Origin of the sequence: Planomonospora sp. ID91781 (genome assembly GCF_015711595.1) — a bacterium.
Lineage (GTDB): Bacteria > Actinomycetota > Actinomycetes > Streptosporangiales > Streptosporangiaceae > Planomonospora > Planomonospora parontospora.
The window spans coordinates 1,892,131-1,909,755 of sequence record NZ_JABTEY010000002.1; the positions used below are offsets into that span (position 1 = coordinate 1,892,131).

Sequence of the window (17,625 nt, forward strand, 5' to 3'; positions counted from 1 at the left end):
CCGAATGCCGGACCGCGGCCGGCGCTCCCTGGGCCGTGGGCGGAGGGCGGCCGGGAGGCACCGGCCGCCCTCCGCCGTCCGGCGGGACGGCCCCTGAGCGCGTACGGCCGGCGGCGACGTCGTCCCCGTTCTTCGTCAGTTCCTCCGTTCCGCTGCCGATGAGGGATCCGCCGGACCGGAGGAGCCCTCGGGTGGTCCCGCCCGGCGGCCGGACGGCACCCCCTCGGCATCCGCCGTGCCCGCGCCGTACCGCCGGGAGGTCGTTCCGGCACCCGGTTCCAGCGCATGGCGATCGAGGAAGGGAACATGAGCCGGACATCGCGTGGAGCGGTCCCCGCCGCCTGCTCGCGTTTCGCGCGCGAGCCGTACGGCCGGCCGGTGTTCCTCGCGGCCGCGGGCCTGCTCGCGCTGGCCACCCCGCTGTTTCCCCCGCCCCTGGACGTGCTGCCCTGGGTGCTGCTGCAGGGGGTCGCGGCGCTGGCCGTCGTCTCCGGGATCCGCCGGCACCGCCTGGGCCGTCAGTGGCCGTGGCGGCTGCTGGGCACGGGCAGCGTCATGAACTGGCTGACGACCACGCTGGTCTGGGCCGTCGGCTGGGTCTGGCTGGAGATCCCCGGCGCCATGAGCGTGTACAGCACCCTGGTGGTGGTCTGCTACTCCTTCGGCCTGCCCGCCCTGGTGCTGCTGAGCAGGCAGCGGAGCCGTTCGCTCCGGGCCGCGCTGCTGGACGCCGCGATCATCACCGTCGGCGTGGCCATGCCCTTCTGGACGTTCTTCATCGACCCCGTGATCGACCGCAGCGGCTACACCGGCGCGGAGCTCGCCCTGGCGCTGGCCACCCCGGTCATCGACCTGTTCCTGCTCGGCCTGGTCGTACGGCTGGCGCTGGCCAGGGGCCGGGGTCCGTGGCTGCTCCTGCTCAGCGCCGCCCAGGGAGCCCTGTTCGTCGCCGACAGCGCGCGGCTGCTCGACCTGGCGACGGGCCGGCCGTCCGGCGCGGTCACCACGATCGCCTGGCTGGGTGCCTCGGTCCTCATCGGCGGCGCCGCGCTGCACCCCAGCGTGGCCCGCACCGCCCCGGCGTTCTCCGAGGTCTCCACCCGGGCGCGGGCCGCCACGTTCCTGGCCCTGGCCCTGCTCGGCCCCCTGGCCTCCAGCCTGGGCCCCCTGCTCCTCGGCGTCACCCCCGACCCCCACGACGGGATCGTGGTCATCTGCCTGACCGTGCTGCTGGCCGTCCTGCTCGTGCTCCGCCTCAACCTCGTCGCCCGCCTGGCCGAGAACCGCGCCCTCGTCCTGGACCACCAGGCCGACCGCCTCGCCGCCCAGGCCGGCGAACTGTCCACCGCCCTGCACCACCAGGAACTGCTCCGCCGCAGCCTGGCCCACCGCGCCTCGCACGACCCGCTCACCGGCCTGGCCAACCGCGCCCTGCTCATCGACGCGCTGCAGGCCGCCGTCGCCGCTCCGGGGCCTCTCCCGCCGGCGCTGCTCCTGCTGGACCTGGACGACTTCAAGGACGTCAACGACACCTACGGCCACCCCGTCGGCGACGAGCTGCTCGTCGCCGTCGCCGGCCGCCTGCGCGATCTGGTCCCTCCCGGCCGGACCCTGGCGCGGCTCGGCGGCGACGAGTTCGCCCTCGTCCTGACCAACGCCACCCCCGACACCGCCACCACCCTGGCCCACCGCATCCGCACCGCCCTGGCCCACCCCTACCGCATCGGCGACCGCGAACTCCACCTCACCACCAGCATCGGCATCCTCGCCGGCCTGCCCCCCACCACCCCCACCGACGCCCTGCGCGACGCCGACCTCGCCCTCTACACCGCCAAAGCCCACGGCAAGAACCACACCACCCTCTTCCACCCCGACCTGCGCACCGCCCACCTGCACCACACCACCCTGGCCACCGGCCTACGCCACGCCCGCACCCGAGGCGAACTCACCCTCCACTACCAACCCGTCATCGACCTCGCCACCGGCACCACCCACGCCCTCGAAGCCCTCCTCCGCTGGACCCCCACCGCCGGCCGCCCCATCCCCCCCGACGTCTTCATCCCCATCGCCGAAAACACCGGCCTCATCACCGACCTCGGCCACTGGGCCCTGACCCAGGCCATCACCGACGCCACCCCCTGGCACCACCACCACGGCACCGCCCTCACCGTCAACATCTCCGGCCGCCAGCTACGCGACCCCGCCTTCCCCCACACCGTCCTGGACACCCTCGCCCGCCACCACCTACCCCCCCACGCCCTCATCCTCGAAATCACCGAAAGCATGCTCCTGGCCACCACCCCCACCGAAACCCAGCGCATCACCACCCTGCTGAGCGACCTGCGCACCCACGGCATCCGCATCGCCCTCGACGACTTCGGCACCGGCTACTCCTCCCTGGCCTACCTGCGCACCCTGCCCGTCGACATCCTCAAGATCGACCGCTCCTTCACCACCCCGCCCACCGCCGCCGACCACCCCCAGACCCGCGCCTTCACCAAAGCCATCCTGGAACTGTCGGCCAGCCTCGGCCTCGACACCATCGTCGAAGGCGTCGAAACCCCCGACCAAGCCGCCCTGCTACGCCAACTCGGCGCCCCCCACGCCCAGGGCTACCTGTTCTCCCCACCCGTCCCCGCCCCCCGCATCGACGAACTGCTGCACACCACCCCCTGGCAACACGTCGCCTGAGACGGACCAGCCGGCCTGCCCGCGAGCCGGAGCCGGGGCGGACGACGGTGGAGATCGCCGTCCGGTGGCCGGCGGGCGGAGCGCGCCGCCTATCCGCGCGGGGCGTGCATGTTCGGGGCGCAGTGGTTCGAGGAGGGCGCCCAGCGCCGTCTATCCGCGCGGGGCGTACATGATGACCGCCACCCCTGCCAGGCAGATCAGCGCGCCGATCACGTCCCAGCGGTCGGGACGGAAGCCGTCCATGACGATGCCCCAGGCCAGGGATCCGGCGACGAACACGCCTCCGTAGGCGGCCAGGATCCGCCCGAAGTGCGCGTCGGGCTGGAAGGTGGCCACGAACCCGTAGGCGGCCAGGGCGAGGGTCCCGGCGGCGATCCACGCCGGGCCGCGGTGCTCGCGCCAGCCCTGCCAGATCAGCCAGGCGCCGCCGATCTCGAAGACGGCGGCCAGGGCGAACAGCACCAGCGAGCGGACGATCGTCATGACCGGTAGTACAGCGCACGGCCCCGGCCGGTCCGCCACCGGCCCGGCCGGGAATCGGCGAATCGGCGGCGACAGGTCGGCGCCCCCGGCCTGCGGACCTCCGGACCTCCGCACCTCCGGGCCAGATGACATTTGTCATCGAGCTCGCCCGCAAGATCCATACGCCTCCGGTGATATCGGCGACTGTCTGCGTGTGGCCAGGAAAGGCAAGATCTTTCTTGGAGGACGCCCCACCCCGACAGAAACCTTCCGATCATGAAAAGAGTGCCCATGCGCCCTGTGAGACTCACGGCGATCGCCGCCGCCCTGCCCTTGGCCCTGGTCACCGCCGGCGGTCCGGCCGCCGCGACGAGCACCGGTTCGGGTGCCGGGCAGGGGACGATCTCTTGGGGATCGTGCGCCGGCATGCGGCCCGCCGAAGGTCAGAAGCTTCCCGCCGGCACCGAGTGCGGCACGCTCACCGTCCCCCTCGACCACGCCGACCCCGGCGGCAAGAGCATCGAGCTGGCGCTGATCCGCATCAAGGCCACCGGTTCCGGCAAGCGGCTGGGGTCGCTGGTGTTCAACTTCGGCGGGCCCGGCGGCTCAGGCGTGGACATCCTGCCGTTGGCCGCTCCGGCCTACACCGCGCTGAACGCCCGCTACGACCTCGTCTCCTTCGACCCCCGCGGAGTGGAGCGCAGCTCCGGCGTCCGGTGCGGCGACGCCGCGGAGATGGAGGAGTACCACGCCGCCGACGCCACCCCGGACACCCGGGCCGAGCGGGCACGGTCGAAGCGGGCCACCGCGGAGTTCGTCCGGGCCTGCGAGAAGACCTCCGGTGAGATCCTGCCCCATGTGGGCACCGTCAACGCCGCCCGGGACCTGGAACTGCTGCGTGAGGCACTGGGCGAGAGCAGGCTCGACTACTTCGGCATGTCGTACGGCACGCATCTGGGGGCGGTCTACGCGACGATTTTCCCCGGGAAGGTGGGCCGTTTCCTGCTGGACGCCCCGCTGGACCCCACCGTCTCGTTCCGGCAGCGCACCCTCGACCAGATGAGAGGCTTCCAGCGGTCGTACGAGGCGTTCCTCGCCGCCTGCGCCGCGAAGGGCTCCGGCAAGTGCGTCCTCGGCGCGGACCGGAAGACGGCCGACAGGACCGTCCGGGCCCTGTGGAAGCGCCTGGACGCCAAGCCGCTGAAGGTCGACCGGCGGGAGCTCACCCAGAGCCTGGCGGTCACCGGCATCGGGGCGGCGCTGTACGCCCAGCAGGCCTGGCCGGTGCTGGAGCAGGCGCTGGGCGCGGCGCTCAAGGGCGACGGCCGGCTCCTGCTGGGCCTGGCCGACGGCTACACCGGCCGCCGGGCCGACGGCACCTACTCGACCATGCTGACCAGCTTCCCGGCCATCAGCTGCGCCGACTCCGCCGAGCGGCCCAGTGCCGCGGAACAGGCCAGGACCGACGCCGCGGCACGGAAGATCAATCCGATGTTCGGCGGCGCCGGCCTGGGCGGTCTCTGCGGGGCCTGGCCGTTCGCCGGGAGCAACGCGGCCAAGAAGGTCGACGCCACCGGCTCGGCCCCGATCGTGGTGGTCGCCACGACCGGTGACCCGGCCACGCCGTACGCGTGGGGGCCGAAGCTGACCAAGCAGCTCAGGACGGCCGTGCTGGTGACCTCCGAGGGCGAGGGCCACGGCGCCTACGGGGTCAACGCCTGCACGACGAAGGTCGCCGACGCCTACCTGATCGACGGGAAGGTGCCCGCCAAGGGCACGGTCTGCGGCTCCTGACGTCCGCGACGGCCGGGGAGCCGCGCCGTACGGACATCGCCGCCGGCCTGCGGTGGATCTCCTCCAGCCGGGAGATCCACCGCAGGCCGCGGACCGGTCCCGGCCCTCTCCTCACCGCTTCCTTCGACGAAACCGACGGCGGCCTCGCTGAGGGACCGGCCCCTTCCACCCCGCGGGGTGAACCACCCTCACCGTCTCCGAAGACGACCTGGCCTTGCTCCTGGGCGGACCGCCCCGGTATCTGGTCCCCTTCCTCTGGGGCATGATCCCCGAAGGAGGCGGCATCGAAGACCTCCCTCGGTGCACTCAGATCTGGAGCCGCGACGAACCCCGCACCGACCGGACGCCTTCCGGCCCGTAGCCGGTCCGAGATCGTCCGCCACCGCGCTCCGGGCCCGGTCGGCCGGGCGCTACGCGGTCCTTCGCGCCACGGTCGCCCGGGTCCGCCCGGACCTGTTGCCGGCACCCGCACCACGGGTGAGAAGCGGTACTCGGGTCACAGACCGTCGCGGCCGGTTCGTCGCCGAGGGCGAGGGCCTGTCGCGCCCCGGCGGCGATGGGGCCGGGGAAGACACACTCAGCCGACCGACTGCCGGGTCCGCTGGCGGACGCGTTCCAGACGGGCGGCGTCCCGCTTCGGATCGCCGGTCTCCAGCGTCATCCGCCGCCGCAGGGTGTACTGAACGATCTCCCCCAGAGGCGCGTCCGGGGACTTCTCCCAGGACTTCGGCCGCTTCACCAGCAGTCGCTGCTCGACCTTCTCCGCGGCGCCCTCGTCGACAGCGCCGACGGCCGCTTCGAGGACCTGGTGCGCCCGGTGCCTGTTCGCCCGATGAGGAGCGCGTTTGCTGCGCCGGATGTTCTTACGGGAGCCCTTGTCGTTCTCCCCGTAGTCGTTGCGGCGGTCCTTGGCATAGCTCAGGCGCTTCTTCTCCTGCGGACTCCTACGCCTCAACATCCCTCCTACGGGATCGACCTGCTCCGATCAAGACGGTATCCGTCCGTCACGGGCGGGATCGAACCGTTTTCCGTCGAACCGAAACGAGTGGCGGCTCGCCGCGGTCGTGGGATGCCGCGTTCCGTGCCGTGGCCGGCATCGGGGCACCGGCGCACAGCGCGGGGTCACCTCGTCAGCACCCGGACCTGATCGACTCGATCCCGACTTCACCCCGCGGGCCGTCCAGCCGGAAGCCGAGCGCTCCCTGGAGATCTCGTCCCGCAACGGGCCGGATGCCGTTGCCGTGATGACCGCCCTGGAATTCCACCCAGGCCTGACCGCTGTCGTCCCAGCCCGGGGTGACCAGCCGGAGCGTTCCGGCGATCCCCGCGGCGCGGACATCGCGCTCCACGATCCCCAGCGCCTGCTCCAGCGTCGCCCACGGGCCCGGTTCCAGGGCGAAGGTCGGTTCGAAACCGATGTCGTCGAGCAGACGTTCACCCAGCCGGGTCAGGTCGGCCACCGTCAGATCAGCGGTAGGGCGTTCGAGGACTTCCTGCACGGCGACGGTGCGTCGGCCCCGCTCCTCCAGCAGGCACGCCAATTCCAGGACCGGGCCCGCATCGAGGTCACCGGAGCGCAATGCCTCATAGATTCGGCCGCCCACCTCGGCGAAGGCCGGCCCGGGCTGCTCACAGGAGTGCATGCCGCAGTGTCGCCTACTGCCGGAAGCCGATTCAAATGAGAAACCGCACCAGCGGCGATGATGTCCGCATGTTCATGAGCTGCACGGTTTTCAGCGAGGTCGAGCAGCGTCAGCGGTTCGCATGTCCCAGGCGCGCTGCTCGTCATAGACGGTGCGACGGCGCAGGCAGCCGTGGTAGATCCCGACCAGACGGTTGGCCGGCACCCGCAGGGCCGCATGATGGCCGGTTCCGGCAGTGCGGCGCCGATCGTAGAGGGCGCGGGCGCCGAGTGAGCAGCGGATCGCGGCGAACGCCCATTGGTAGGGGGTCGAGGAGGATCCAGGCAGGATTGAACGGTAGAAGCACGGGAGCCGGGGCGAGGAAGAACGGACGCGCACCTGCAACGGAACCGGACCGCATGCTGAAGAGGTGATGGCGTGCGATCAGGTTCGGCGTAGCCGGGTGAAGCGCTTCACCCTCTCGAAACACACATGATCATCACAGGGACACGCGAAGGTCACCGCGGCTCGTCATCGTCGACCCTCGGAGCGATGGGAGTGCCGTTGGGGTTGAACCGGTGCTTGGCCAGCAAGTCGCGTCGGATCTGTCGACGGCCGACAACGGTGGTCATGCAGGTGCCCAGCAGAGCGCCGAGCTTGAGCCCCCAGGAACCGGGCTCGCCGATCAGCCCGAGACCGTCCACCAGCGTGTACGGCAGGAAAACCAGGAATGCCCACGTCCCGAGAAGACGCGCGAGGAAGAACCTGCCACGTACGTCGTCACGGACCCACCAGCGGTAGCGCAAGGGAAGCCGTAGGCCGAACAGACGGTAGCAGAGCCAGCGCCACAGAGGAGGGCGCTCCCGCAGGCGCCAGACCGCGCCGGCGCGCAGCACGTCCAGCACGGTGCGCGGGTCAGGCCAGGACCGGTCGGGCTCGGCCAGATCGAGAAGGGTGCCCAGGAACTCCTCGCCGCGCGCGTGCATGAAGCGCGGCGGATACGCCGTGCGCAGCAGCAGGCGGCAGCGGTCGGCGTAGGCGCCGCTGCGGTTTTCAGCGGCGAGGTGCTCGTGTCCGGTCACCGCGTTCCCCACTGCGGCCGCAGGGACAGGCGGTGCTGAGCGGTGGCGGCCAGGCGGGTCAGGCGGGAGGTCTCCTCGGCCAGGACGGTGCGGCCGTGGCCGGTCAGGTCGTAGTAGCGGCGATGGCGGCCGCCGACGACCTCTTCCTTGACCACGGACACCAGGCCATCACCCGACAATCGGTCGAGCGCGCCGTACAGGGTGCCGGCGCCGAGCCGCACTCGCTCCTCCGACAGGTCCCGGACGGTTTTGATCACGCCGTAGCCGTGGAGCGGGCCGTCGGCCAGGGCCAACAGGATGAGATAGCTCTGCTCGCGTAGCGCCATATGCGATATATATCGTTAAGCGTTGCATAGATCAACGGGTGATCATGTTCAGGTGGCGCTGAGCCGCAGCACGCGGCACGGCTCTGGCGTGAAGGACCTGTTCGGCAGTACTGCGCCGCACCGCACCTGGCACCGCCCGGGCCATGGCCAGGTGGCCATCGCGTACCCGGCCGAACTCCTCGGCCCGGTCGGCCGGGTCGCCGAGCTGGGCTGCGGTCCCGGCACGATCGCGATCCCGCTGGACCGTCGGCTTCCTGTTGGCCGCGGACGCGGCGGCCCGCCTGTTCTCCCGCTGAAGGAGCTCGGGCCGGGCAGGCGGCCGGAAGGGTTATTCACTGGCATCCGACTGAGGAAGATGGGTACAGTCCGGCCGTGCCGTCCTCCCATCGCGATCGACAACGCCGGCCCCGCCCGCTTCGGGCCACCGGTTCGTGTCCACCCTCGCGATGGAGAATCCGTTGACCGCACCGCCCCTCGACATCCGCTACTTCACGGGCGCACTACCCGACGCCGACGCCGACCTCGCCTTCCTCCTGGCCGAAGTGGCCTGGGACGAGCGCATGCGGGCACGGCGCACGGCCAGTTTCGGCGTGCCGTACAACTACGCCGGCCAGTGCTACGAGCCGATGGACATGCCGCCGCGGATCACCGCGATCACGGACCGCGTCGCCGAGTACGCCGGCCATCCCTTCAACAACTGCCTGGCCAACCTGTACGAAACCGGCGACAACACCATGGGATTCCACCAGGACTCCTACCGGGGGCTGGTCCCGGACAGTGTGATCGCGATCGTCTCGCTCGGCGCGACGCGCCGTCTGGTGTTCCGCAGCCTCGACCGGGTCCACCGCACCGAGCTCGCCCTCGAACACGGCTCACTCCTGCTGATGACGTCCGCCACCCAGCTCGCCTGGGCCCACGCCGTTCCCCGCGCGCGTTCTGTCGACCCTCGCATCAGCCTCACGTTTCGCCGCTTCGAAGCGGGACCCGTCGCAGCGGGACCCGGCCGGGATGAGAGTCCGGTGTGCCCATCTCCTCCGGTCTGATGAACGGAAGACCTGCTGAACGGAAGGGATGTCCGGGTGGCCCGATGCGCGGAGTGCGGCGGCGCGGTACCGGAACCCTGCGACGCCCTGTTCCACCGGCTGCTGACCCTGGACTACTCGAGGCGGGTGCCGTGGGCACCGCTCCACACCGTCTCGGTGGCCTGCTTCCACCTCCAGCATCCGAGTCTCGGGCTCGGGTACGGCGGCCCTGTCCAGTGAGCGATCCTGCACGTCTACCTGGAGGGCGGCCTGGACGCGCTGCTCTTCCCGGCGGGCACGGCGCCGCAACTCGTACCTGTCCGGCGGTCGCAGGCCCACCTCAGACGACTTCTCCGGGGTCCCGCCGTTGAGACCTGGCCCGGCATTACGGGATGGCGTCTGACCTGTGGTCCGGTCTCTCATCGGTTCTCGGTGTCTCCGGCCGTCTCGAACTCTCGTATGCCCTCGTCGTACCCTGCCCGCGGAGGCCCATATGATCTCCGATCTCGCTCATGCGTAGTCGGCGTGCGGCTGGACGATGCCGGGTCCGCCGGTGTGCGGGGTCGGCACATAACCCTCTGCGGGAGCCGGAAGCGCATCGATGCAGGCCGGTGAGCAGGCGTTGACCAGGAGCGGCAATACGTCAGTACCGACCTGCGAGGAGATCCAGACCTGGTGGAGCCCGGCTTCTGCGATCGGCCGACCGCAGACGCTGCACGCCCCGATCATGTCGGTGCCCCATACTTTGGGGTCGAGGTCACCGGTGTCGAGGTCGCGGATCGATGCCCTGCCCGGCTGGAACGGAGGGAACGGCGGCCGAATCTTGACATTGCCGTACAGCGAGCGGGTGCTGACCGTGCTGTTCCTCAGCTGCAGGCACCGGGTCAGCTCGTAGGGAAACCAGTGCAGGCGGTGCGAGGTGTAGGGAGTGAACTGCCTCAGACCGGTCATCGCACCGATCTCGGGTGGGATCCGCGCCAGGTTGCTGCCGTAGAGCATCAGGTGCTTGACCTCGGTGCGCTTGGAGATGGTCGGCGGCGGGGTGATGATCTGACGTCGTTCGTCCAGGTCGAGATCGCCCAAGGGCCGGAACTTCTCCCGGCCGTCGGCCGCCGCTTCCTCCACGAGATCGAGCAGGTCGCGCCAGGCGGCAGAGGCCGTGTCCTGACGTTCGACGTGGAAGCGCACCACGCGTGGTCGTCGACGAACCTTGTGCTGGTCGAAGCACCGGCAGATCTCCTTGGCGACCGCACGTCCGCCGACGGAACCGACCGATCGGCTCGCGGGCGGGATGGCGTCGTCCTGCATGGACGCACGCTAGCGCGGTCCACCCTGTTTCGATCAACCGTCACGGGGAGCCGTACCGAATGTCACAGAACGTGATGTCTCTCGGACTCTGCGGAGTCTTCCGGGCAGGCCGGCGCATCTTGCTCTGCGGGAAAGTAGAGCCACCGAAAAAATGATCATTTCTGTCCGGGTGGAACAGGAGCGGATACCGAGGCGAGATGCATCCTCCGATGCAGATCGGCGGGGTGAAGGCGGACGAGTCGGCCTGTAGGCCGGGTTCTGTCCTTCACTCGCGTGAAGGGGCGACCATCCATCTAGGGCCGGCGTTGCCGCCGGCCTCGAGCGGTCTACCCGCGCGGCTCGGGCGGGCAGCCCTCGAACGTCGCGCGCGGGACGCTCCTCGCGGAGCGCCCCTTCTTGACCTTGCTCCGGGTGGGGTTTACCGAGCCGCCCACGTCACCGTGGGCGCTGGTGGTCTCTTACACCACCGTTTCACCCTTACCCCTCTTGCGAGAGGCGGTCTGTTCTCTGTGGCACTGTCCCGCGGGTCACCCCGGGTCGGCGTTACCGACCACCCTGCCCTGTGGAGCCCGGACCTTCCTCGGCGGGCCCGCAAGGGACCCGACGCGGCCGCCCGGCCGGCTCGTCCGCCGTGCCGCCTAGCTTATCCGCTCCCGGGCGGCCTCCGGCCGGGCAGGCTCCGCCCCTCCCCATGCCCCGCTCTCAGCGCAGGTGCGAGGTGTCGTTGAACGACTTCACCACGGCCGGGCCGTCGGCGTAGTACTCGACCAGGGACAGGCAGGCCAGGTCGAGGTGCATGCGGTACAGCGCGGCGGGCGGAGCCAGCAGCGCGAGCCGGAGCAGCGTCTTGATCGGCGTCACGTGGGAGACGACGAGGACCGTCCTGCCCTCGTAGCGCTCGACGAGCCCGTCCCGGACCGCCTCGACCCGCCGTGCCGCGGTCTCGAAGCTCTCCCCGCCCGGCGGCGCGACGGCCGGATCCGACAGCCACGCCTTGAGCTCGTCCGGCCAGCGGCGCTGGATCTCGGTGAAGGTGTGGCCCTCCCAGTCGCCGAAGTCGACCTCCCGGAGGTCCTCCTCGACGAGCACCTCCAGGCCGGTCCTGGCGGCGACGGCCTCGGCGGTGGCCCGCGCCCGCTTGAGCGGGGAGCTGACGATCGCCTGCACGCCGTACGACGGCTGCGAGAGCCTGGCCGCGGCGGCCTCGGCCTGGGCGGCGCCGTTCGCGGTGAGCTCGGGGTCCCCGAGGCCGGAGAACCTGCGCTCGACGGAGAGCGGGGTCTCGCCGTGGCGGAGCAGGATCAGGGTGGTGGCCGCGGTGGTCGGGGGGCGCCAGCCGGTGCCCGGGGCCGTGCCGGTGGCCGACGCCGTGCCGGTGGCCGGGGTCATGGCCGCGGCCGCCTTCGCCGGGAGGCCGGACGGGACCTCGGAGACGTCGGTCGGGTCGAAGAGGGCCCCCTGCGCGGCGGGCGCGGGGGCTCCGGTCCGCCCGGCGTCCGCGGACGCGTCGGGACCGGAACGCGGGGAACCGGCGGGGCGTTCCGGGACGCGAGCGGCACCGGCGGAGGCTCTCCCGGGGCCGACGGCTCCCCCCGTCGGAGCGGCTCCCTCCGCCGGGGCGGCCCCCGCCGCGGAGGCGGTCGAGCGCCACGGGAGGCCCTTGGCGGCGGCGTCCATCGCCTCGTTGGCCAGGCGGTCGGCGTCGGTGTTGCGCTCGCGGGGGATCCACTTCCAGGTGACCCGGAGGCGGCGGGCCAGGGCCGCGGCCTCCGAGGCGAGCGGGCGCAGGCCCTCGTTCTTGATCTTCCAGCGGCCGGCCATCTGCTCGACGACCAGCTTGGAGTCCATCCGCACCTCGGCCGCCGCGCCGTCCCCGGCCAGGTCCAGCAGGGCCCGCAGGCCGGCGATCAGCCCGCGGTACTCGGCGACGTTGTTGGTCGCGGTGCCGATCGCCGCGGCGTCCTCGGCGAGGATCTGGCCGTCGGCCGCGTCCTTGACCACCGCGCCGTAGCCGGCGGGGCCGGGGTTGCCCCGGGACCCGCCGTCGGCCTCGACGAGGTAGGACGTCACAGCCCGGACTCGGGGGTGCGGACCAGGATGCGGCGGCACTCCTCGCAGCGGATCACCTCGTCGTGCGGGGCGGCCTTGATGCGGTTGACGTCCGCGATGGACAGGCTCGTCCGGCAGCCCAGGCAGCGGCCGCCCTGGAGCATCGCGGCGCCGACGCCGAACTGCTCGCGGAGCTTCTCGTAGAGGGAGAGCAGGTCGGCGGGGACGTCTGCGGCGACGCCGGAGCGCTTGGCCTTCACCTCGCCGAGCTCCTTGTCGATCTCGGCGAAGACGGCGTCCCTACGGTCCTCGGCGGCGGCGCGGGCGGCGGCGAGCTCGTCGCGCTCGGCGGACAGCTTCACGACCTGCTCGTCGGCGGCCTCCCGGCGCTCCATGATCTCGAGCACCACCTCCTCCAGGTCGCCCTGGCGGCGGGTCAGCGAGGCGATCTCCGACTGGAGGCTGGCCAGGTCCTTGGGAGAGGAGACCTGGCCGGAGTCGAGGCGCTTCTGGTCCCGCTCGACGCGGACGCGGACCGAGTCGACGTCGGACTCGGCCTTGGACTGCTCCCTGGCCAGGTCGCCCGCCTCGGTCTCGGCGGCGATCACCTGCGTGGCCAGCCTGGCCACGCGGGCGGCGAGCTCGTCGATCTCGGCCAGTTCCGGCAGGGTGCGGCGGCGGTGGGCCAGCCGGTCGAGGACGGAGTCGACCTCGGCCAGGTCGAGCAGGCGCTTCTGGGATGCCGGGGCTGCTTTCACTTCATTCCTCGCACTCTGCTGTTGTAGTCCATGCGTCCGTGACCGTCTCGGAGACACGTGCCTCAACATTAATCCCCCGCGCCGCCAACCCTGACGTCAGCCGCCGGGCGGCGTCGGCCAGCCAGGGCCATTCGGTGGCCCAGTGGGCCGCGTCGACGAGCGCGGGACCGCCGGAGGAGGACGACGCCTCGGCGAACTCGCTGGCCGGATGATGGCGGAGGTCGGCGGTGAGGAAGACGTCGACTCCGGCGGCGCGGGCCGTGCCCAGGAGGGAGTCGCCCGCTCCCCCGCTCACCGCGACCCGCAGGACCTCCCGGTCGAGGTCTCCGGCGACGCGCAGGCCGCCCGCCGTGCGGGGCAGTCCCCGGGCGGCCCGCCGTACGAAGTCGCGCAGGGGCGTCGGCGCGGGCAGGGAGCCGACGCGGCCGAGTCCGCGGCGGGGGTCGGCGGCGGCGGGGCTCAGCGGGACCAGCGGCCCGGTCAGGCCCACGGCGCGGGCGAGCGCGTCGGAGACACCGGGGTCGGCGACGTCGGCGTTGGTGTGAGCGGTGTAGAGGGCCACGTCGTTCTTGATCAGCCGGTGGACCAGGCGGCCCTTGAAGGTGGTGGCCGCGACGGTCGTCGTGCCGCGCAGGTAGAGCGGGTGGTGGGTCACGATCAGGTCTGCACCCCATGCCAGGGCCTCGTCCGCGACGGCGGCGACCGGGTCCACCGCGAACAGGATCTTCCGGACGGGCTGGGCAGGGTCGCCGCAGACGAGCCCGACCGCGTCCCACGACTCCGCCCAGGCGGGGTCGTAGAGGGTCTCGAGCTCGGTGACGGCGTCGGCGAGGGTGGACACGTGCGGCAGACTACCGGCCCCGCCATCGTCGTCGCCTCCGCCCCTGTTTCCGGGCTCGCGGATCGCTTAATGTAAGTGGATCCTGACTCGTGGAGGGCCGGCGTATGAGTCCCACTGTCGCGATCATCGGTGCCGGGTTCGGCGGGCTGTGCATGGCCATCCGGCTGGAGCAGGCGGGCATCCGCTCCTACACGGTCTTCGAGAAGGGCGGCGACGTCGGGGGCACCTGGCGGGACAACACCTATCCGGGGGCGGGCTGCGACATCCCCTCGCACCTGTACTCCTTCTCCTTCGCGAAGTACTCCAGCTGGACCCGCCGCTACCCGGGGCAGCCGGAGATCCTCGCCTACCTGGAGTCCTGCGCCGACAAGTACGGCCTGCGCCCGCGCATCCGGCTGGGCGCCGAGGTCACCTCGATCGCCTTCGACGAGTCGCTGGGCCGGTGGCGGGTGCGCACGGCGGACGGCGAGCGGCTCTTCGACGTGGTGGTCTCGGCCGTCGGCCAGCTCAACCGGCCCCGCCTGCCCGACATCCCCGGCATGTCGTCCTTCGCCGGTCCCTCCTTCCACTCCGCCCGCTGGGACCACTCGGTGGACCTGACCGGCAGGCGGGTGGCCGTGATCGGGAGCGGGTCGTCGGCGGCCCAGCTGATCCCGCCGGTGGCCGAGGCCGCCGGTCACCTCGACGTCTTCCAGCGCACCCCCAACTGGGTGATCCCCAAGCCGGACGCCGTGTTCGGCCCGGCGGCGCGGGCGGCCTTCCGGTACGTCCCGTTCCTGCAGCGGGCCTACCGCGAGTGGGTCTACCGCTACGCCGAGGCCACCCTGCACAGCGCCCTGGCGGGCGGGTGGAGCACCGGGCTGCTCCGCAGGCGCGCCCTGGAGCACCTGCACGCCCGGATCACCGACCCGGAGATGCGGGCCAAGCTGACCCCGGCCTACCCGGTCGGCTGCCGGCGGGTCGTCATCGACAGCGCCTTCTACCCGGCACTGGCCCGGCCCGACGTGGACGTCGTCACCGACCCGATCGTCCGCGTCACGCCCTCGGGGGTGGAGACCGTCGCCGGCCACCGCGAGGCCGATGTGATCGTCTACGCGACGGGGTTCCGGACCACCGACTTCCTCGCGCCGATCGAGGTCGTCGGCAGGCAGGGCCGCCGCCTGCACGAGGAGTGGAAGGACGGCGCGGAGGCCTACCTGGGCATCGCGGTGCCGCACTTCCCGAACCTGTTCCTGCTGTACGGGCCCAACACCAACCTGGGCCACAACTCGATCGTCTTCATGCTCGAGTGCCAGGTCCGCTACATCATGGGCTGCCTGCCGTACCTCGCGGGCGCGGGGCCGATGGAGGTGCGGCCCGAGGCGATGGACGCCTGGCGGCGGAGGCTGGACCGGGCGATGGGCGACATGGTCTGGCAGGCGGGGTGCACCAGCTGGTACAAGAACGCGGCGGGCCGGGTGGTCAACAACTGGCCGGGGCCGACGACGCTCTACCGGCGCCTGACCCGCACGCCCCGGCCGGGGGCGTTCCGCTTCGGCGGGTGAGCGCACCGGAGCGGTAGCGTCGGTGCGCAACCGTCGTTCCCCGAGGAGGAACCCGCCCGTGCCCGCCGACCTCCCCAGCGCTCCGCACCACGACCTGCACCACCGCGCCGTGGTCGCCGACACCCACAACGACCTGCTGATGGCCGTGACGGCCCGGCCGCCGGAGCGCTGGGCGTCGTTCTTCCGGGAGCGCTGGCTGCCCCAGCTCCGCGAGGGCGGGGTGGACCTGCAGGTGCTTCCGGTGTTCGTCGACGACCAGTACCGGCCCGAGGGCGCGCTCCGGCAGACCCTGCGCATGATCGAGTGCGCGCACGCGCTGGCCGAGGGGAACGCCGCCGAGGTACGGCTCTGCACGGACGGCGCCCAGATCGACGAGGCCCTCGCCGAGGGCAGGATCGCCCTGGTCCTGGCGCTGGAGAGCATGCCCGGCCTGGACGCGAGCGTCGAGCTGCTGCCCGCCCTGCACCGGCTGGGCGTGCGGGTCGCCTCGATCGCCCACTGGGGCCGCACTCCGCTGGCGGACGGCAGCGGCGAGGACGCGACCGGGAGCAGGCTGACGGCCGCGGGGGTGGCGGCGGTCCGGGAGATGGAGCGCCTCGGCATGGTCTTCGACGTCTCCCACCTGGGCGCGTCGGGTGTCGAGCACGTGCTCGAGCTGGCCTCCCGGCCGGTGATGGCGACCCACTCGGCGGCCCGCGCCCTGCGGGACCACCACCGCAACCTCACCGACGAGCAGATCCGCGGCGTCGCCGCGACCGGCGGCGTGGTCTGCGTGAACTTCCTGGCGGCGTTCCTGTCGGAGGACCCCGCCGAGTACACCGTGGACCGCCTGGTGGACCACATCGCGCACGTGGCGGGCGTGGCCGGGATCGACCACGTGGGCCTCGGCCCGGACTTCATCCGCGAGGTCATGCACGACGTCACGCCGCCGTGCTGCGAGGCCGGCGTCAGCGGGCTCGACGTGCTGGCGGCCGTCCCCGGCCTGGCCGGGCCGTCCGGCCTGCCACTGGTCACCGAGGCCCTGGACCGGCACGGCTTCGCCGAGGAGGAGATCGTCAAGATCCTCGGCGAGAACGTCCTGCGCCTGTTCCGCGCCGAGCTGGGCAGGCCCGCCTGAGCCCGGGGCCGTCCCGGCCCGCCGTCCTCAGCCCTTCCAGACGCCGGTGGCCGCGGCGGCCGCGGCGTAGTCGGTGAAGTCGCGGGGGGCGCGGCCCAGCGCGCGCCGGACCCCGTCCCCCAGGTGGGCGTTGCGGCCGTCGAGGACCTTGCCGAACATGGCGGCCAGCACCTCCGCCTCCTCGGCCGGCACGCCGTACTCCACCAGCATGGACGCGTACCCGTCGGCGGAGACCGGGACGTAGCGGACCTCCCGGCCGGAGGCCTCGGCGATCTCCGCGGCGGCCTCGGCGAAGGTCAGCAGCCGGGGACCGGTCACCTCGTAGACCCGGCCCGCGTGGCCGGGCTCGGTGAGGGCCGCGACCGCCACGTCCGCGATGTCTCCGGCGTCGGCGAACGGCTCGGCGACGTCCCCCGCCGGGAGCGCGACCACACCGCCGAGCACCGGCTCCAGCAGGTGGCCCTCGTCGAAGTTCTGGCAGAACCAGCTCGCGCGCACGGCCGTCCACTCGGCGCCCGAGTCCCGCACGGCCTCCTCCGCGCGCTCCGCCTCCTCCTCGCCCCTGCCGGACAGCAGGACCAGGCGGCGGGCTCCGGCGGCCACGGCCCGCCCGGCCAGCGCGCCGACCGCCTCGACGGCGCCGGGCGCCACCAGGTCGGGCTGGTAGGAGATGTACACCGCCCCTGCGCCCCGCAGCGCGGGCTCCCAGCTGCCCGGGTCGTCCCAGTCGAACGGCGGGTCGCCCGCCCGGGAGCCGATCCGCACCGGCAGGCCGCGCGCCCGCAACCCGGCCGCCACCCGCCTCCCGGTCTTGCCGGTGCCGCCCGTGACCAATGTCGTCTTCTCCGTGCCGTTCTCCGTCATGGGGCAAGTCAATCCCGGCCGGCCGGAGCCTTCCATGGCCGAGGATCTCGCCTCCATGTCCGTACGTCCACGGCGGTCGGACCGCGCAGTGCTCCCACTCAGCCAGAAAGTCGTTGTTTATCGGTATATCAGCGCCTTCAACCCC

Annotated in this window: 16 protein-coding genes and 1 other RNA gene; 6 read left to right on the forward strand and 11 right to left on the reverse strand. The window is 72.2% G+C overall.

From position 1 onward, the window contains the following. Positions 1 to 306 precede the first annotated feature (306 nt). A complete protein-coding gene (locus tag HS048_RS27630) occupies positions 307 to 2,691 on the forward strand; it encodes a bifunctional diguanylate cyclase/phosphodiesterase (RefSeq protein ID WP_196469115.1) in 2,385 nt (794 codons plus the stop codon). Positions 2,692 to 2,841: 150 nt separating this feature from the next. On the opposite strand, the gene HS048_RS27635 is transcribed toward HS048_RS27630, so the two are convergent. Further along, a complete protein-coding gene (locus tag HS048_RS27635) occupies positions 2,842 to 3,174 on the reverse strand; it encodes a YnfA family protein (protein ID WP_196469116.1) in 333 nt (110 codons plus the stop codon). A 270-nt stretch (positions 3,175 to 3,444) separates the two neighbouring features. On the opposite strand from HS048_RS27635, the gene HS048_RS27640 reads away from it, so the two are divergent. Continuing rightward, positions 3,445 to 4,947: an alpha/beta hydrolase gene (locus HS048_RS27640; protein ID WP_196469117.1), complete on the forward strand. Its 1,503-nt coding sequence runs from the start codon at positions 3,445 to 3,447 to the stop codon at positions 4,945 to 4,947. A gap of 577 nt (positions 4,948 to 5,524) precedes the next feature. On the opposite strand, the gene HS048_RS27645 is transcribed toward HS048_RS27640, so the two are convergent. From HS048_RS27645 to HS048_RS27660, 4 genes are all read right to left on the reverse strand, one after another. Beyond that, complete coding sequence (locus tag HS048_RS27645) at positions 5,525 to 5,905, reverse strand: hypothetical protein (RefSeq protein ID WP_196469118.1); 381 nt, start codon at positions 5,903 to 5,905, stop codon at positions 5,525 to 5,527. A gap of 172 nt (positions 5,906 to 6,077) precedes the next feature. Next, complete coding sequence (locus tag HS048_RS27650; protein WP_196469119.1) at positions 6,078 to 6,590, reverse strand: hypothetical protein; 513 nt, start codon at positions 6,588 to 6,590, stop codon at positions 6,078 to 6,080. Between the two features lie 497 nt (positions 6,591 to 7,087). Then, entirely contained in the window at positions 7,088 to 7,651 is a 564-nt protein-coding gene (locus HS048_RS27655) for a DUF5313 family protein (RefSeq protein ID WP_196469120.1), read from the reverse strand. Beyond that, entirely contained in the window at positions 7,648 to 7,977 is a 330-nt protein-coding gene (locus tag HS048_RS27660) for a PadR family transcriptional regulator (protein ID WP_196469121.1), read from the reverse strand. The genes HS048_RS27655 and HS048_RS27660 overlap by 4 nt, the downstream gene beginning before the upstream one ends. Before the next feature lie 458 nt (positions 7,978 to 8,435). On the opposite strand from HS048_RS27660, the gene HS048_RS27665 reads away from it, so the two are divergent. Together HS048_RS27665 and HS048_RS38295 are read left to right on the forward strand one after the other, a co-directional pair. Continuing rightward, the gene (locus HS048_RS27665) at positions 8,436 to 9,020 is read left to right on the forward strand and encodes an alpha-ketoglutarate-dependent dioxygenase AlkB (protein ID WP_196469122.1); all 585 of its coding nucleotides are present in this window, start codon (positions 8,436 to 8,438) and stop codon (positions 9,018 to 9,020) included. Positions 9,021 to 9,056: 36 nt separating this feature from the next. Beyond that, positions 9,057 to 9,239, forward strand: coding sequence for a DUF5946 family protein (locus HS048_RS38295; RefSeq protein WP_196469123.1), 183 nt, complete (start codon positions 9,057 to 9,059; stop codon positions 9,237 to 9,239). A gap of 270 nt (positions 9,240 to 9,509) precedes the next feature. Here HS048_RS38295 and HS048_RS27675 read toward each other — a convergent pair whose 3' ends face one another. The 5 genes from HS048_RS27675 to HS048_RS27695 form a co-directional block, all read right to left on the reverse strand. Then, positions 9,510 to 10,307, reverse strand: a complete 798-nt coding sequence (locus tag HS048_RS27675; protein ID WP_196469124.1) for a hypothetical protein — start codon at positions 10,305 to 10,307, stop codon at positions 9,510 to 9,512. Positions 10,308 to 10,538: 231 nt separating this feature from the next. Continuing rightward, positions 10,539 to 10,932, reverse strand: an RNA gene (rnpB, locus tag HS048_RS27680) — RNase P RNA component class A. 77 nt (positions 10,933 to 11,009) lie between these two features. Then, a complete protein-coding gene (locus HS048_RS27685) occupies positions 11,010 to 12,377 on the reverse strand; it encodes a bifunctional RNase H/acid phosphatase (protein WP_068898421.1) in 1,368 nt (455 codons plus the stop codon). Further along, complete coding sequence (locus HS048_RS27690) at positions 12,374 to 13,114, reverse strand: zinc ribbon domain-containing protein (protein ID WP_196469125.1); 741 nt, start codon at positions 13,112 to 13,114, stop codon at positions 12,374 to 12,376. Before HS048_RS27690 ends, HS048_RS27685 begins: the two co-directional genes overlap by 4 nt. A 1-nt stretch (position 13,115) precedes the next feature. Next, on the reverse strand, positions 13,116 to 13,955 hold the full coding sequence (locus HS048_RS27695; protein WP_068898425.1) for a Nif3-like dinuclear metal center hexameric protein: 840 nt from the start codon (positions 13,953 to 13,955) through the stop codon (positions 13,116 to 13,118). Positions 13,956 to 14,059: 104 nt separating this feature from the next. Between HS048_RS27695 and HS048_RS27700 the strand changes: the two genes are divergently transcribed. Beyond that, complete coding sequence (locus HS048_RS27700) at positions 14,060 to 15,499, forward strand: NAD(P)/FAD-dependent oxidoreductase (protein WP_196469126.1); 1,440 nt, start codon at positions 14,060 to 14,062, stop codon at positions 15,497 to 15,499. A gap of 58 nt (positions 15,500 to 15,557) precedes the next feature. Beyond that, positions 15,558 to 16,616 (forward strand): dipeptidase, encoded by a 1,059-nt coding sequence (locus tag HS048_RS27705; protein WP_307832675.1) that lies wholly within the window; start codon positions 15,558 to 15,560, stop codon positions 16,614 to 16,616. Positions 16,617 to 16,643: 27 nt separating this feature from the next. Here HS048_RS27705 and HS048_RS27710 read toward each other — a convergent pair whose 3' ends face one another. Continuing rightward, a complete protein-coding gene (locus tag HS048_RS27710; RefSeq protein WP_196469127.1) occupies positions 16,644 to 17,480 on the reverse strand; it encodes an NAD(P)H-binding protein in 837 nt (278 codons plus the stop codon). Between the last annotated feature and the right edge of the window lie 145 nt (positions 17,481 to 17,625).